16 protein-coding genes are annotated in these 15711 nt (G+C 63.9%); 11 read left to right on the top strand and 5 right to left on the bottom strand.

The genetic code is table 11. The annotated features are described in order from the left end of the window. Window positions 1-2: 2 nt before the first annotated feature. From prpF to prpB, 5 genes are all read right to left on the bottom strand, one after another. Complete coding sequence (gene prpF, locus IE100_RS14180) at window positions 3-1190, bottom strand: 2-methylaconitate cis-trans isomerase PrpF (RefSeq protein WP_189375013.1); 1188 nt, start codon at window positions 1188-1190, stop codon at window positions 3-5. Between the two features lie 104 nt (window positions 1191-1294). Next, entirely contained in the window at window positions 1295-3895 is a 2601-nt protein-coding gene (gene acnD, locus IE100_RS14185) for a Fe/S-dependent 2-methylisocitrate dehydratase AcnD (RefSeq protein WP_189375014.1), read from the bottom strand. 111 nt (window positions 3896-4006) lie between these two features. Then, window positions 4007-5158 carry a bifunctional 2-methylcitrate synthase/citrate synthase gene (gene prpC / locus IE100_RS14190; protein WP_189375015.1) on the bottom strand — a complete coding sequence of 384 codons (1152 nt, stop codon included), beginning with the start codon at window positions 5156-5158 and terminating at the stop codon, window positions 4007-4009. 48 nt (window positions 5159-5206) lie between these two features. Continuing rightward, window positions 5207-5533 (bottom strand): cupin domain-containing protein, encoded by a 327-nt coding sequence (locus IE100_RS14195; RefSeq protein ID WP_189375016.1) that lies wholly within the window; start codon window positions 5531-5533, stop codon window positions 5207-5209. Window positions 5534-5565: 32 nt separating this feature from the next. Then, window positions 5566-6438, bottom strand: coding sequence for a methylisocitrate lyase (gene prpB, locus IE100_RS14200; RefSeq protein WP_189375017.1), 873 nt, complete (start codon window positions 6436-6438; stop codon window positions 5566-5568). A 267-nt stretch (window positions 6439-6705) separates the two neighbouring features. Here prpB and rpoE point away from each other — a divergent pair, with 267 nt between their 5' ends. The 11 genes from rpoE to era all read left to right on the top strand — a co-directional run bounded on the left by rpoE (window position 6706) and on the right by era (window position 15694). After that, a complete protein-coding gene (rpoE, locus tag IE100_RS14205; RefSeq protein WP_047966280.1) occupies window positions 6706-7305 on the top strand; it encodes an RNA polymerase sigma factor RpoE in 600 nt (199 codons plus the stop codon). Window positions 7306-7312: 7 nt separating this feature from the next. Continuing rightward, window positions 7313-7810, top strand: a complete 498-nt coding sequence (locus IE100_RS14210) for a sigma-E factor negative regulatory protein (protein ID WP_189375018.1) — start codon at window positions 7313-7315, stop codon at window positions 7808-7810. Further along, on the top strand, window positions 7810-8757 hold the full coding sequence (locus IE100_RS14215) for a MucB/RseB C-terminal domain-containing protein (RefSeq protein WP_189375019.1): 948 nt from the start codon (window positions 7810-7812) through the stop codon (window positions 8755-8757). Before IE100_RS14210 ends, IE100_RS14215 begins: the two co-directional genes overlap by 1 nt. Window positions 8758-8759: 2 nt before the next feature. Continuing rightward, window positions 8760-9233: a SoxR reducing system RseC family protein gene (locus tag IE100_RS14220; protein ID WP_189375020.1), complete on the top strand. Its 474-nt coding sequence runs from the start codon at window positions 8760-8762 to the stop codon at window positions 9231-9233. Continuing rightward, complete coding sequence (locus IE100_RS14225; RefSeq protein ID WP_189375021.1) at window positions 9215-10630, top strand: DegQ family serine endoprotease; 1416 nt, start codon at window positions 9215-9217, stop codon at window positions 10628-10630. The genes IE100_RS14220 and IE100_RS14225 overlap by 19 nt, the downstream gene beginning before the upstream one ends. After that, the gene (locus IE100_RS14230; protein ID WP_047966275.1) at window positions 10627-10881 is read left to right on the top strand and encodes a glutaredoxin family protein; all 255 of its coding nucleotides are present in this window, start codon (window positions 10627-10629) and stop codon (window positions 10879-10881) included. Before IE100_RS14225 ends, IE100_RS14230 begins: the two co-directional genes overlap by 4 nt. A 63-nt stretch (window positions 10882-10944) precedes the next feature. After that, window positions 10945-12738: a translation elongation factor 4 gene (lepA, locus tag IE100_RS14235; RefSeq protein ID WP_189375022.1), complete on the top strand. Its 1794-nt coding sequence runs from the start codon at window positions 10945-10947 to the stop codon at window positions 12736-12738. Next, window positions 12739-13701 (top strand): signal peptidase I, encoded by a 963-nt coding sequence (gene lepB / locus IE100_RS14240; protein WP_189375023.1) that lies wholly within the window; start codon window positions 12739-12741, stop codon window positions 13699-13701. A gap of 20 nt (window positions 13702-13721) precedes the next feature. Next, complete coding sequence (locus IE100_RS14245; RefSeq protein ID WP_189375024.1) at window positions 13722-14090, top strand: DUF4845 domain-containing protein; 369 nt, start codon at window positions 13722-13724, stop codon at window positions 14088-14090. A 5-nt stretch (window positions 14091-14095) separates the two neighbouring features. Beyond that, window positions 14096-14800, top strand: coding sequence for a ribonuclease III (rnc, locus tag IE100_RS14250; RefSeq protein ID WP_189375025.1), 705 nt, complete (start codon window positions 14096-14098; stop codon window positions 14798-14800). 3 nt (window positions 14801-14803) lie between these two features. Beyond that, window positions 14804-15694 (top strand): GTPase Era, encoded by an 891-nt coding sequence (era, locus tag IE100_RS14255; RefSeq protein WP_189375026.1) that lies wholly within the window; start codon window positions 14804-14806, stop codon window positions 15692-15694. The last annotated feature ends 17 nt before the right edge of the window (window positions 15695-15711 follow it).

The raw sequence follows: 15711 nt of genomic DNA on the forward strand, positions 1-15711 counted from the left end.
TGTTACAGGATGTCGCCGGGCACGCGTACCCAGCCTTCCATCAGGATGCGCGCGCTGCGGCTCATGATCGCCTTGGTGACCTTCCACTGACCGTTTTCCTGCACCGCCTCGGCGCCCACGCGCAGGGTGCCGGACGGGTGGCCGAAGCGCACGGCGCAGCGCTCACCGCCACCGGCTGCCAGGTTCACCAGCGTGCCGGGGATGGCGGCGGCGGTGCCGATGGCCACCGCGCAGGTGCCCATCATCGCGTGATGCAGCTTGCCCATCGACAGCGCGCGTACCAAGAGGTCGATGTCGGTCGCCTTGATTTGCTTGCTGCTGGACGCGGTGTAGTCGGCCGGTGGCGCCACGAAGGCGATCTTGGGTGTGTGCTGACGGGTGGCGGCTTCTTCTGCGCTCTTGATCAGGCCCATCTTCAGCGCGCCGGCGACGCGGATGGCCTCGAAGCGGGCCAGCGCGGCCGGGTCGCTGTTGATGGCCTCGCGCAGCTCGGTGCCGGTGTAGCCGATGTCGGCCGCGTTGACGAACACGGTGGGGATGCCGGCGCTGATCATGGTGGCTTTGAAGGTGCCGATGCCGGGAACGTCCAGCTCGTCCACCAGATTGCCGGTGGGGAACATGCTGCCGCCTTCATCGCCATCGTCGGACGGATCCATGAATTCCAGCACGATCTCGGCCGCCGGGAAGGTCACGCCATCCAGCTCGAAATCCCCGGTTTCCTGCACCTGGCCGTTTGTCACCGGCACGTGGGCGATGATGGTTTTCTGGATGTTGGCCTGCCAGATGCGGACCACGCACACGCCGTTGTCCGGAATGCGCGCCGGGTCCACCAGGCCGGCGTGGAGGGCGAAGGCGCCGGCGGCGGTGGACAGGTTGCCGCAGTTGCCGCTCCAGTCGACGAAGGCCTTGTCGATGGCGACCTGGCCGTACAGGTAGTCCACGTCGTGACCGGGTTGCGTGCTCTTGGACAGGATCACGCACTTGCTGGTGCTGGAGGTGGCGCCGCCCATGCCGTCGATGTGGGCGGAGTAGGGGTCCGGGCTGCCGATCACGCGCATGAACAGCGCATCGCGCGCCGCGCCGGGCTGCTGGCAGCTGGCGGGCAGATCCTGCAGGCGGAAGAACACGCCCTTGCTGGTGCCGCCGCGGATGTAGGTGGCCGGAATGCGGATTTGGGGAAGGTGGGCCATAAACTTGTCCTGATCAAGGCTTGCAGCGGATGGGCGCCGGGTAACGCCGCCCATCGCTTGAAGAAGAGTTGCGGCCAACCTTGGGACAAGGTTGGCCGCAGGGCTTAGGCGGTCGCGCTTTCCAGGAAGTCCTGGGCGAAGCGCTGCAGCACGCCGCCGGCCTGGTAGACGCGCACCTCGGCGGCGGTGTCCAGGCGGCAGGTCATCGGCACCGCCACGCGCTCGCCGTTCTTGCGGTGGATCACCAGCGTCAGGTCGCCGCGCGGCGCGATGTCGCCCTCTACGTCGTAGGTCTCGCTGCCGTCGAGGTTCAGCGTCTTGCGGTTGACGCCGGGCTTGAACTCCAGCGGCAGCACGCCCATGCCCACCAGGTTGGTGCGGTGGATGCGCTCGAAGCCCTCGGCGGCGATCGCCTCGACCCCGGCCAGTCGCACGCCCTTGGCCGCCCAGTCGCGCGAGCTGCCCTGGCCGTAGTCGGCGCCGGCGACGATGATCAGCGGCTGCTTGCGCTGCATATAGGTCTCGATCGCCTCCCACATGCGCATCACCTGGCCGTCCGGTTCGACGCGGGCCAGCGAGCCCTTCTTCACTTCACCGTTCACCACCGCCATCTCGTTGACCAGCTGCGGATTGGCGAAGGTGGCGCGCTGCGCGGTGAGGTGGTCGCCGCGGTGGGTGGCGTAGCTGTTGAAGTCCTCCTCCGGCAGGCCCATTTTCGCCAGGTATTCGCCGGCGGCGCTGTTGGCCAGGATGGCGTTGGACGGCGACAGGTGGTCGGTGGTGATGTTGTCCGGCAAGAGCGCCAGCGGGCGCATGCCGCGCAAGGTGCGCACGCCGGCCAGCGCGCCTTCCCAGTACGGCGGACGGCGGATGTAGGTGGACTGCGGGCGCCAGTCGTACAGCGGACTCTTGGCCTGCTCGGCGGTGCCCAGATCGAACATCGGGATGTAGATCTGCTTGAACTGCTCTGGCTTCACGCTGGCGGCGACGATGGCGTCGATCTCCTCGTCGCTCGGCCACAGATCCTTCAGGCGGATTTCGCGGCCGTCGACCACGCCCAGCACGTCGCGCTCGATGTCGAAGCGCATGGTGCCGGCAATGGCGTAGGCGACCACCAGCGGCGGCGAGGCGAGGAAGGCCTGCTTGGCATAGGGATGGATGCGGCCGTCGAAGTTGCGGTTGCCGGATAGCACGGCGGTGGCGTACAGGTCGCGGTCGATGATTTCCTGCTGGATTTTCGGGTCCAGTGCGCCGGACATGCCGTTACAGGTGGTGCAGGCGTAGGCGACGATGCCGAAGCCCAGTTTTTCCAGTTCCGGCAGCAGGCCGGCGTCTTCCAGGTACAGCTTGGCCACCTTGGAGCCGGGCGCGAACGAGGTCTTCACCCACGGCTTGCGCGTCAGCCCCAGTGCGTTGGCCTTCTTGGCCAGCAGCGCGGCGGCGACCACGTTGCGCGGGTTGCTGGTGTTGGTGCAGCTGGTGATGGCGGCGATGATCACCGCGCCGTCCGGCAGCAGGCCTTGCGCTTCCTGGGCGCGGGCGGCGTCAAGGTTGGCCGCAATGCCGCGCTCGGCCAGCGCCGAGGTCGGCAGGCGCTTGTGCGGGTTGGACGGGCCGGCCATGTTGCGGGTCACGCCGGACAGGTCGAATTCCAGCACGCGCGGGTACTCGGCGGTGGCCAGATCGTCGGCCCACAGGCCGGTAAGCCTGGCGTAGTTTTCCACCAGCGCCACCTGTTCCGGCTCGCGGCCGGTGAGCTTCAGGTAGTCGATGGTCTGGCCGTCGATGTAGAACATGGCGGCGGTGGCGCCGTACTCCGGGCACATATTGGAGATGGTGGCGCGGTCGCCGATCGACAGGCTGTCGGCGCCCTCGCCGAAGAACTCCACCCAGGCGCCGACCACGCGCTCCTTGCGCAGGAACTCGGTCAGCGCCAGCACGATGTCGGTGGCGGTGATGCCGCTCTGGCGCTGGCCGGTCAGCTTCACGCCGACGATGTCCGGCAGGCGCATCATCGACGGGTGGCCCAGCATCACGGTTTCGGCTTCCAGACCACCGACGCCGATGGCGATCACGCCCAGCGCGTCCACGTGCGGGGTGTGGCTGTCGGTACCGACACAGGTGTCGGGGAAGGCGACGCCGTCGCGCGCCTGGATCACCGGCGACATTTTTTCCAGGTTGATCTGGTGCATGATGCCGTTGCCGGCCGGGATTACGTCCACGTTCTTGAACGCGGTGCGCGTCCAGTTGATGAAGTGGAAGCGATCCTCGTTGCGGCGGTCTTCGATGGCGCGGTTCTTCTCGAAGGCATCGGGGTCGTAACCGCCGCATTCCACCGCCAGCGAGTGGTCGACGATCAGCTGCGTCGGCACCACCGGGTTGACCTGCGACGGGTCGCCGCCCTTGTCGGCGATGGCGTCGCGCAGGCCTGCCAGATCCACCAGCGCGGTCTGGCCGAGGATGTCGTGACACACCACCCGCGCCGGATACCACGGGAAATCCAGGTCCTGGCGGCGTGCGATCAGTTGTGTCAGCGCGTCGGTGAGCAGCGCCGGCTCGCAGCGGCGCACCAGCTGTTCGGCCAGTACGCGGGAAACGTAGGGCAGGGTGGCGTAGGCGCCGGGCGTGATGGCGTCCACCGCGGCACGGGTATCAAAGTAGTCAAGGCGGGTGCCGGGCAGCGGCTTGCGGTATTGGCTATTCATGGCGTGGGCACGAGGGTGAGGTTGGAGATCATCCTGCGGCCAACGTTGGCCGCAGGGCGCCGTTCCTGTTTTATTGTGACCCTGCCGGCGTGGCCGGCAGGGCGTGACGCATCAGCGCTGTGCCAGTGGCACGAAGGGCTGGTCTTCCGGGCCGATGTAGTTGGCGCTCGGGCGGATGATCTTGCCGTCGATGCGCTGCTCGATCACGTGCGCGCTCCAGCCGCTGGTACGGGCGATCACGAACAGCGGGGTGAACATCGCGGTCGGCACGCCCATCATGTGATAACTCACCGCGCTGAACCAGTCCAGGTTGGGGAACATCTTCTTGATGTCCCACATCACGCTTTCCAGACGCTCGGCGATATCGAACATCTTGGTGTCGCCGGCGGTCTGCGACAGCTCGCGCGCCACTTCCTTGATCACCTTGTTGCGCGGGTCGCTGATGGTGTACACCGGGTGGCCGAAGCCGATTACCACTTCCTTGCGCTCGACGCGGGCCTTGATGTCGGCTTCTGCCTCGTCCGGGGTCTCGTAGCGCTTCTGCACCTCGAAGGCCACCTCGTTGGCGCCACCGTGTTTCGGGCCGCGCAGCGCGCCGATGGCGCCGGTGATGGCGCTGTACATGTCGGAGCCGGTGCCGGCGATGACGCGGGCGGTGAAGGTGGAGGCGTTGAACTCGTGTTCGGCGTACAGGTTCAGCGAGGTGTGCATCGCACGGACCCACTGTTCGGACGGCTTCTGGCCGTGCAGCAGGTGCAGGAAGTGGCCGCCGATGGAGTCGTCGTCGGTTTCCACGTCGATGCGCTTGCCGTTGTGGCTGAAGTGGTACCAGTACAGCAGCATGGAGCCCAGCGATGCCATCAGGCGGTCGGCGATGTCGCGGGCGCCCGGGGTGTTATGGTCGTCCTTTTCCGGCAGCGCGCAGCCCAGCGCGGACACGCCGCTGCGCATCACGTCCATCGGGTGCGAGGCGGCCGGCAGCGCTTCCAGCACCGCTTTCACCGACGCCGGCAGGCCGCGCAGCGATTTCAGCTTCTTCTTGTAGCCGGTCAGCTCGGCCTGGTTCGGCAGCTTGCCGTGCACCAGCAGGTAGGCCACTTCCTCGAATTCGGTCTCGGCGGCCAGGTCCAGGATGTCGTAGCCGCGGTAGTGCAGGTCGTTGCCGCTGCGGCCAACGGTGCACAGCTCGGTATTGCCGGCGGCGACGCCGGACAGGGCTACGGATTTCTTGGCTTTGGGAAGCACTTGGAGTGATTCGGTCATTTCTTCCTTCTCCTGCTGCTGGTATGGACTGGGTTGTGCGTTATCGGATCATTCTTCGCTGAAAAAGACGGCGAGCCAGACGCTATCCTGTGCCGGCGTGGTCCAGGCCACGCGGTGCCGGCAATGGGCCGGAATCATCACCGTATCGCCGGGCGCCAGCCGCTGGCGGCGGGGCGGGTCGGCGTACGCCAGTTCTGCGGCGCCGCTCAGTAGCAGTACCCACTCGTGTTCGTCCTGGTCGTACCAGAAGTCCTCGGGTGAGGCGTGCCCGCGCGACACGATGCGCTCCACGCGAAAACCGGCGCTACCGGAAAACAGCGTCTGGAACAGCTCTTGCGGCAGGTCGGCCGGGATGTCCGCGAACAGATTGGGCATGGTGTACACCGTCGCGCCGCTTGCTTGGCCGCTTACTTGCCTTGGCTGAACAGCGCGTCCAGCTTCTGCTCGTAGGCGTGGTAATCGAGGTGTTCGTACAGTTCCATGCGCGTCTGCATGGTGTCGACCACGTTCTGCTGCGTGCCGTCGCGGCGGATGGCGCCGTAGACGTTGAGCGCCGCCTGGCTCATGGCGCGGAACGCCGACAGCGGATAAAGCACCAGGCCGACTCCGTTGGCGCCCAGCTGTTCGGTGGTGTACAGCGGGGTGGCACCGAACTCGGTGATGTTGGCCAGCACCGGCACCTTCACCGCCTCGGCGAACTGCTTGTACATCGCCAGATCGGTGATCGCTTCCGGGAAGATCATGTCGGCGCCGGCTTCGACGCAGGCCACCGCGCGCTCGATCGCCGCTTCCAGGCCCTCGACCGCCAGCGCGTCGGTGCGCGCCATGATCACCATGCCGTGCTTGCGGGCGTCTACCGCCGCCTTCACCCGATCGACCATTTCTTCCTGGCTGACGATGGCCTTGTTCGGACGGTGGCCGCAGCGCTTCTGCTGCACCTGGTCTTCGATGTGTACCGCGGCGGCGCCGGCCTTTTCCAGGCTGCGCACGGCGCGGGCGATGTTGAAGGCACCACCCCAGCCGGTGTCGATGTCCACCAGCAGCGGCAGCTCGGTGACGTCGGTGATGCGGCGCACGTCGATCAGCACGTCTTCCAGCGTGGTGATGCCGAGGTCGGGAATGCCGCAGGAGCAGGCGGCGACACCGCCACCGGACAGGTATAGCGCCTTGAAGCCGCTATGCTCGGCCAGGCGGGCAGCGTAGGCATTGACCGCGCCGACGACCTGCAAGGGTTTTTCTTGGGCAACTGCATCGCGGAAACGTTGGCCGGGTGTCGTCATCGGGTTTCTCCTGTTTTCGGATTCGGGTGTTGGGTTCTGGTGTTTTGTGTTCTGGAGTGGTTATCCATATTCTAGCAAGTGCTTGGTAAATTGGTAAACGAATTTCTGCGCGCTTTCTTTGCCGGATGCGGACGGCTTTGTTATAAGTGCAACGGCTTGTGCGGTGAACTTATCCAGAGCAAGGCAGGTCACAGTTTTTGTCCTGTGTTGGCCCAGCGTTGGCCACAACAAAAACAAGCAGGACGAATCAGGGAGATAACGGTAACGATGAGTGATCGTGATATCGATCAGCAATTGGTCGAGCGCGCGCAGCGTGGTGAAAAACGCGCGTTCGATCTGTTGGTGGCAAAGTACCAGCGACGGCTTTCCCGCCTGTTGTCACGCTTTATCCGCGATTCGGCGGATATCGAGGACGTGACGCAAGAAGCGTTTGTAAAGGCCTATCGTGCACTGCCTTCGTTTCGCGGTGAAAGTGCGTTTTATACCTGGCTATATCGTATTGGCATCAATACGGCCAAGAATTTTTTGACTTCCGCCGGCCGCCGGCCGGTAATCAGCGCCGAGTTCGAGGACGAGGACGGCGAGAGCCTGGACATGGCCTCGCAGGTGCCGGATTACCACACGCCGGAAGCCGAGATGATGAACCAGCAGATCCTCGCCGCGGTCAATGCCGCGGTGGAGCGGCTGCCGGAAGAATTGCGCACAGCCATTTCGTTGCGTGAGATGGAAGGTCTCAGCTACGACGAAATTGCCAGTGCCATGAACTGTCCAATCGGTACCGTGCGGTCGCGGATCTTCCGCGCCCGCGAAGCGATCGCGGCAGAGTTGCGTCCCTTGCTGGATACGGCAAAAAACAAAAGATGGTGAACCGATTATGAAACAAAACCTTTCTTCCTTGATGGATGGGGAGCTGGACGATGCGGCTTCCACTCAGTGTATTCGTGCGCTGGATGCTGATCCGGAGTTGAAAGCGGCATGGAATGAATACCATCTGATTGGTGATGCAATTCGCGGCTCTGCGTTGTTGACGGTCGATGTGCGCGCCGAGGTCGGGCAGGCGCTGCAGCAGGAGCCGACGGTGCTGGCCCCCAAGCCCAAGCGCGGCTCGGCATCGGGACTGATGCGTTACGCGATGGCGGCGTCCTTCGCGCTGGCAGGGGTGGTCGGCTGGGCGGTGTGGCAGAGCCAGCCGGAACCGGTGCCGGGCCTGATGGCGCAGGCGGTGTCGACGCCGCAGGGCGGCGCGGTGCAGGTGTCGGCCGAGCAGAACTCCTCGCGCAATTCCTATTTGCAGGCCCATCGCGACATGATGGCCGCCGAAGGGCTGGAACGTGTCAATCTGGCGGAACCGGTGTCGGGGGTGGCGCGCTGATGGTCAAGTTTGCCGGTTATCTGTTGCTGGGCATTCCATTATTGGCGGCCGCGGAGTCGGATTGGGATCTGTTGCAAAAAGCCGCGCAGGCGGGCCGTCACCAGGCGCTGAGCGGCAGCTATACCCATCACGTCGATGACGAGCTGGAAACCTTCCGCCTGTATCGCGCGCAGGAAGGCGGCGTGGTGCGCGAGCGGCGCGAGTCGATGGACGGCATGCCGCGCGAACTGGTGCGCGACGACAACGAGCTGACCTGCTACGCGCCGGACACCAAGGCGCTGAGTGCGGCCAAGATCAATGCCATCAAGCTGTTTCCGGCGATCCTGCCGGAGCGTTCGCAAGACCTGAAATCGGCCTACGTGCTGAGCCGCGGCAAGCTGGACCGTGTCGCGCGCCGCGACTGCCAGTGGCTGTTGCTGACGCCGAAGGAAGCCAACCTGCGCTACGGGCTGAAGGTGTGCGTGGACCCGGCCAGCGCCTTGCCGCTGAAGACGGTGACCCACGACGCCAAGGGCGCAGTGATCGAGCAGTTTGCCTTCAGCGACCTGACGCTGGGCAATCCGAAAGAGCGCGCCCTGTTGCGGCCGCGCTTCAAGTACAGCCTGGCGCTGGGCGCTGCGGTCAGCGCGCCGCAGGAAGTGGTGCCGGCCGAGTTCGAGATCCGCGGCATGCCGGCCGGCTTCCGCCTGTTGCGCTACGCGACCCGCCAGTTGCCGGGGCATGACTCCCCGGTGTCGCACTTCGTCTATACCGATGGCCTGGCCAAGCTGTCGCTGTTTGTCGAGGCCGGCAAGGGCGAGGTGGATTCGCACCCGGCGGTGATCGGTCCCGGCGGGTTGGGGCTGGCGTCGCGTCGGCTCGGCAACCAGGTGCTGACCGTGGTCGGTGACCTGCCGGAGCAGGGGCTGGAAAACGTGATCAACACCGTGCGCGTGATCAAGAAATAAGCATGCTGGAAACCGAAGCCCAGGTGGTCTCCCTCCATGGCGGCGAAGCCATGGTGCGGCCAACGCCGCACTCGCCGTGCGGGCAGTGCGATCCGCAGCACGGCTGCCGTTCGCTGTCGCTGGCGCGGATGTTCGTGCTGCGCGAGCCGCTGTTCCGAGTACGCAATCCGGCCGCAGCCGGCATCGGCGACAAGGTGATCGTCGCCGTGCACGAGCGCGCGCTGCTGGTGTCGACCGGCCTGCTGTACGGCCTGCCCCTGCTGGGGCTGCTGGCGGGGGCGGTGCTGGGGCGGGCGCTGGGCGAGTTGCAGTCGGTGCTCTTGGCTTTTTCCCTGTTTGCCCTGACCTTGTGGTGGGTCAAACGTTATGCCGCAGTCGTGGCCTCCCGGCACTTGTTCATGCCCAGCATCGTGCGCCGGGTCGATCCGTCTCTGATCATCCAGGAGAAAAGAGAAACATGCCGTTCAAGAAACTGATCCTGTGTTCTGCCATGTTGGCCGCACTGGGCGCCTCGGTGCCCGCACTGGCGGCGCCGCAGGTATTGCCCGACTTCACCCAGCTGGTCGAGCAGCACGGCCGCGCGGTGGTGAACATCCGTACCGTGCAGACGGTGCGCGAAATGGTGCGCCAGATTCCGGAAGGAATGCAGAACGACCCGTTTGCCGAGTTCTTCCGCCGTTTTGCCCCGCCGCAGCTGCGTGAGTACCGCACCGGCGGCCTCGGCTCCGGTTTCATCCTGTCGGCCGACGGCTACATCCTGACCAATGCCCACGTAGTGGCCGAGGCGGACGAGATGATCGTCACTCTCAGTGACAAGCGCGAGCTGAAGGCGCGCCTGATCGGCTCCGACGCGCGTACCGATGTCGCGCTGCTGAAGGTCGATGCGGCCAACCTGCCGACGGTTAAACTCGGCAAGTCGGACAGGCTGAAGGTCGGCGAGTGGGTGCTGGCGATCGGCTCGCCATTCGGCTTCGAGAGCACGGTGACCTCCGGCATCGTCTCGGCCAAGGGGCGCCAGCTGCCGGACGAGAGCTATGTGCCCTTCATCCAGACCGACGCCGCGATCAATCCGGGCAACTCCGGCGGCCCGCTGTTCAATCTGGACGGCGAGGTGGTCGGCATCAATTCGCAGATCTACAGCCGCTCCGGCGGTTTCATGGGGATTTCCTTCGCCATCCCGATCGATGTCGCGCTGAATATCGCCGAGCAGCTGAAAAAGGACGGCAAGGTCAACCGCAGCCGCCTTGGGGTTAGCATCCAGGAGCTGACGCGCGAACTGGCCGCGTCGTTCGGCCTGAAAGAGCCACAGGGCGCGCTGATCAACTCGGTGGAGAAGGGCGGCCCGGCGGAACTGGCCGGCCTGCGTGCCGGTGACGTGGTGCTGAGCGTCAACCGCGAGAATGTGCAGGCCTCGGCCGACCTGCCACGCTTGCTTGGCGCGATCAAGCCGGGCTCGCGCGTGGAGCTGGGCGTGTGGCGCAACCGTGCGTTGTCGCGGGTGACGGTGTTGACCGTTGCGCTGCAGGAAGAGGACCCGCGCACCGCCGAGCGTGCCTATCACGGTCACCAGCAGCAGGACGGTGACGCGATGAACCGCACCGGTCTGTCGGTGCAGTTGCTGGCGCCGCAGCTGGCGCAGCAGCTGGGCGTCAGGTTCGGCCTGCAGGTGCGCAAGGTCGAGGGGCCGGCACAGCGGGCCGGCATCGTGGTCGGCGACGTGATCATCGGCGTCGCCGGTGCCGAGCTGGGCAGTGTCAAGCAGCTGCAGGACGCCATCGCGGCGACGCCGGCGGGACAGGCGCTGCCGATGCGGCTGTTGCGGCAGGGCAATCCGCTGTTCGTGGCGCTGGTGCCGGAGAGCAAGGCGAAATGAGGCAGCTGACACTCTATTTCCGCGAATACTGCAGCCTGTGCCACGACATGCTGGCGCAGCTGCAGCCGCTGCAGCAGCAATACGGCTTTGCGCTGGACGTCGTCGACGTCGACGCGGATCCGTTGCTGGAAGAAAAATACAACGAGCTGGTGCCGGTATTGATGGAAGGGGCGACCGAAATCTGCCACTGGCATCTCGACCTGCCACGGCTGCTTGCACGATTGGCTGCACAGCCAGGCGAAATCGGCTAAAATCCGCGCCAGTGTGAGTTATCAAGGGCACAAACCAGTGCCCTTAATTTTTGCTGGATTCTGATGAAAAATATCCGAAATTTCTCGATCATTGCCCATATTGACCATGGCAAATCGACCCTGGCCGACCGCTTTATCCAGTATTGCGGTGGCCTGGAAATGCGTGAAATGAGCGCGCAGGTGCTCGATTCGATGGACATCGAAAAAGAGCGCGGCATCACCATCAAGGCGCAGACCGCCGCGCTGACCTACAAGGCCCGCGACGGTCAGGTCTACAACCTGAACCTGATCGACACCCCGGGTCACGTCGACTTTTCCTACGAAGTGTCCCGCTCGCTGTCCGCCTGCGAGGGCGCGTTGCTGGTGGTCGATGCCTCGCAGGGCGTCGAGGCGCAGACCGTGGCCAACTGCTACACCGCCATCGAGCTGGGCGTGGAAGTGGTGCCGGTGCTGAACAAGATCGACTTGCCGGCGGCCGATCCTGACCGCATCGCGCAGGAAATCGAGGACATCATCGGCATCGAGGCGGTGGACGCGGTGCGTGCCTCGGCCAAGTCTGGCATCGGCATTGAGGACATCCTGGAAACCGTGGTCAGCAAGATCCCGCCGCCGGAAGGCAACCCGGACGGCCCGCTGAAGGCGCTGATTATCGACTCGTGGTTCGACAACTACGTTGGCGTGGTGATGCTGGTGCGCGTGATCGACGGCCAGCTGAAGCCGAAGGACAAGATCAAGTTCATGGCCACCCAGGCCGAGCACCTGTGCGAACAGGTCGGCGTGTTCACGCCGAAGTCGGTACAGCGCCAGAGCCTGAACGCCGGCGAAGTGGGCTTTGTCATCGCCGGCATCAAGGAGCTGAAATCGGCCAAGGTCGGCGACACCATCACCCTGGTGAGCAAGCCGGCGGCCGAGCCATTGCCGGGCTTCAAGGAAGTGCAGTCACAGGTGTTCGCCGGCCTGTATCCGGTGGAAAGCCACGACTACGAGGCGCTGCGCGATGCGCTGGAAAAACTGCAGTTGAACGACGCCTCGCTGAAGTACGAGCCGGAAGTGTCGCAGGCGCTGGGCTTCGGCTTCCGCTGCGGCTTCCTCGGCCTCTTGCACCTGGAAATCGTGCAGGAACGTCTCGAACGCGAGTTCGACATGGACCTGATCACCACCGCGCCAACGGTGAACTACGAAGTGGTGATGAAGGATGGCACGGTGGAAGTGGTGTCCAACCCGTCGAAGATGCCGGAAGCTGGCAAGTACGAAGAGCTGCGCGAACCCATCATCACCGCCACCATCCTTGTGCCGCAGGACTACGTCGGCTCGGTGATGACGCTGTGCAACAACAAGCGCGGCGTGCAGCGCAATATGCAGTATATGGGCCGCCAGGTGATGCTGACCTACGACCTGCCGATGAACGAAGTGGTGATGGACTTCTTCGACCGGCTCAAGTCCACCAGCCGCGGCTATGCGTCGCTGGACTACGAGTTCAAGGAATTCCAGGCTTCGGACCTCGTGAAGCTGGACGTGCTGGTCAATAGCGAGAAGGTCGATGCGCTGAGCCTGATCGTGCACCGCGCCACCAGCGTGTACCGCGGTCGCGAGCTGGTGTCGAAGATGCGTGAGCTGATTCCACGCCAGATGTTCGACATCGCGGTGCAGGCGGCGATCGGCGGTCACATCATCGCCCGCGAGACGGTGAAAGCGCTGCGCAAGAACGTGCTGGCCAAGTGCTACGGTGGCGATATCACCCGCAAGAAAAAGCTGCTGGAAAAGCAGAAGGCCGGTAAGAAGCGGATGAAGCAGGTTGGCAACGTGGAGATTCCACAGGAAGCCTTCCTCGCGATCTTGCAAGTTGGGGACAAGTAAATGGGGGCAAACCTGTTCTGGGTGTGGATGGTGCTGCTGGTGGTCGGCGTGATGCTGATCGCGTTTGGCGGCAAGCGGGAAGACGGTACTCACGCTTCATCCATCGAGTGGGGATATCTGGCGATTCTGGGTGGGGCTTTCGGCCTGCTGTCCGACCACATGAGCTTCACCGCAGTGATGCTGCTGGTGGTGGTGGTGACCGGTGGCGTGTGGCTGTTCGACAAGCTGGTGCTGGCCAAGCGCCGGCAGCCGGGCGTGGTGGTGCCGCACTATATCGACTTCCCGCGCGGCTTCTTCCCGGTGATCGCGGTGGTGTTCCTGCTGCGCGCCTTCGTGGCGGAGCCGTTCCAGATTCCTTCCAGCTCGATGCGCCCGGGACTGGTGGTGGGTGACTTCATCCTGGTCAACAAGTTCGGCTACGGCCTGCGCGTGCCGGTGCTGAACAAGGTGTTCGTGCCAGTCGGGACGGTCGAACATGGCGACGTGGTGGTGTTTACCTATCCCGAAAACGAGAAGGTCAGCTTCATCAAGCGCGCCATCGGCTTGCCGGGTGACACGGTGGAATACCGCAACAAGCAGCTGTCGGTGAACGGCAAGCCGCTGCCGCGCCTGAGTGCCGGCGAGCACAGCTACCTGGAACAGGGCTTGATGTTGGTACAGAACCAGCGCTATACCGAAACCCTGGGCAAGGTCAGCTACGATACGCTGGTCATTCCGGAAGCGCCGGTTTACAACCCGGCCGGCGTGCGTTCCTTCGCGCTGCGCGAAAACTGCGAATACCGTGACGACGGTTTCAGCTGCAAGGTGCCGCAGGGACGCTATTTCATGATGGGTGACAACCGCGACAACAGCGAAGACAGCCGTTACTGGGGCTTTGTCGAGGACCGCCTGCTGGTGGGCAAGGCGTTCCTGATCTGGCTGAACCTGGGTGACTTCTCGCGTATTGGCAAATCCATCCATTAATCCGGGTGCAGGAGCAGACTATGAAGCAGCAACGTGGTTTTTCCCTGTTGGTGGTACTGGCGCTGGCCATCGTGTTGTCGGTGGTGCTGCTGGGCTTCTTCAAGCTGCTGCCGGTGTACACCGAATATTTCGCGATCAAGAAAACGATCGACGAGATGGTGGTGACCCCGGGGAAAACCGATGGCGAGTTGCGCCGCGAATTCAGGGACCGCACCACGGTGCACGGCATCGTCTCGATCAAGCCGGAGGACCTGCAGATCCTGACGACACCGACCGCGATCGGCATCGGCGTGCGCTATCGTCGCGAAGTGCCCTTGGTCGACCACCTCGGCCTGATCCTTTCTTTTGAACATGAGGCAGGTACCCCTGTCCTGGAATCGAATCCCTAAACATAGTGAATCAGTCTGATCAACGTTTCCGGCGCCTGTGTACGGCGCTGGATTATTCTTTTAGCCGCTTCGAATTGCTGCGTCAGGCGGTAACCCATCGCAGCTTTGGCGCGCCGAACAACGAACGCTTCGAGTTTGTTGGCGACAGCATTCTCAACTACACCGTCGCCAGGATGCTGTTCGATCACTTTCCGAAGCTGTCGGAAGGCGAACTGTCCCGTCTGCGCGCCAACCTGGTGAACCAGAGTACGCTGGCCGAGATCGCGCAGCAGCTGAAGCTGGGCGATTACCTGTATCTGGGCGAAGGCGAGCTGAAGAGCGGCGGTTTCAACCGGCCGTCGATCCTGGCAGATGCGGTGGAGGCCATCTTTGCCGCCATCAGCTTCGATGCCGACTTCATGGCGGCGGAGCGTGTGGTGCGCCGCCTGTACCAGGAGCGCGTGGTCGCCATCGACCCCAGCAAGCACGCCAAGGATGCCAAGACCCGGCTGCAGGAGGCGCTGCAGGCGCGCCGGCTGTCGCTGCCGCGTTACAGCATCCTGTCGCAGAGCGGCGAAGCGCACGAGCAGAGCTTCCGCGTGCAGTGCGATCTGGCCGAGCTGGGCATCATCACCACCGGCGACGGCATCAGTCGTCGCGGGGCAGAGCAGCAGGCGGCCGATGCTGCGCTGCTGCTGCTTGAACAACACTTTGCCGCAGGCAAGAAATAAGCCATGACCGATACCGATTTCCGCTGTGGCTTTGTCGCCATCGTCGGCCGCCCCAATGTGGGCAAATCTACGCTGATGAACCATCTCATCGGCCAGAAGATCAGCATCACCTCGAAGAAGGCGCAGACCACGCGCCATCGCGTCAACGGCATCCATACCGAGCCGAACGCGCAGTTCGTGTTTGTCGATACCCCGGGCTTCCAGACCTTTCACAAGGGGGCGCTGAACGCCACGCTGAACCAGTCGGTGAAGGACACCCTGGGCAGCGTCGATTGCGTGCTGTTCGTGCTGGAGGCGATGCGGCTGTCCAACGCCGACCGTGAGGTGATGGCGCTGTTGCCGAAGAATACGCCGGTGATCCTGGTGTTGAACAAGGTCGACAAGGCCAAGGACAGCCTGATGCTGAGCATGTTCATCGATCAGGTCCGCAGCGAGTTCGAATTCGCCGACGCCGAAGTGGTCAGCGCCAAGCACGGCCAGCGTCTGGCCGAGCTGCTGGACAAGGTGCGCCCGCATCTGCCGGTCTCGATGCCGCTCTACCCGGAAGACATGATCACCGACAAGAGCCAGCGCTTCCTCGCCGCCGAGATCGTGCGCGAGAAGCTGTTCCGCTACCTGGGTGAAGAGCTGCCGTACGAGATGAACGTGGAGGTCGAGGCCTTCGAGGTCGACGGTCACATGTTCCGCATCCACGTCGCCATTCTGGTGGACAAGGAAGGCCAGAAGCCGATCGTGATCGGCCGTGGTGGCGAGAAACTGAAGAAGATTTCCACCGAGGCCCGCCTCGACATGGAGCAGCTGTTCGACTGCAAAGTGTTCCTCGAGGTGTGGGTGAAGGTGAAATCAGGCTGGGCCGACGACGTGCGCTTCCTGCGCGATTTCGGCCTCAACTGAGACTGGGCTAAAGGTTG

Source organism: Vogesella alkaliphila (genome assembly GCF_014652475.1).
GTDB lineage: Bacteria > Pseudomonadota > Gammaproteobacteria > Burkholderiales > Chromobacteriaceae > Vogesella > Vogesella alkaliphila.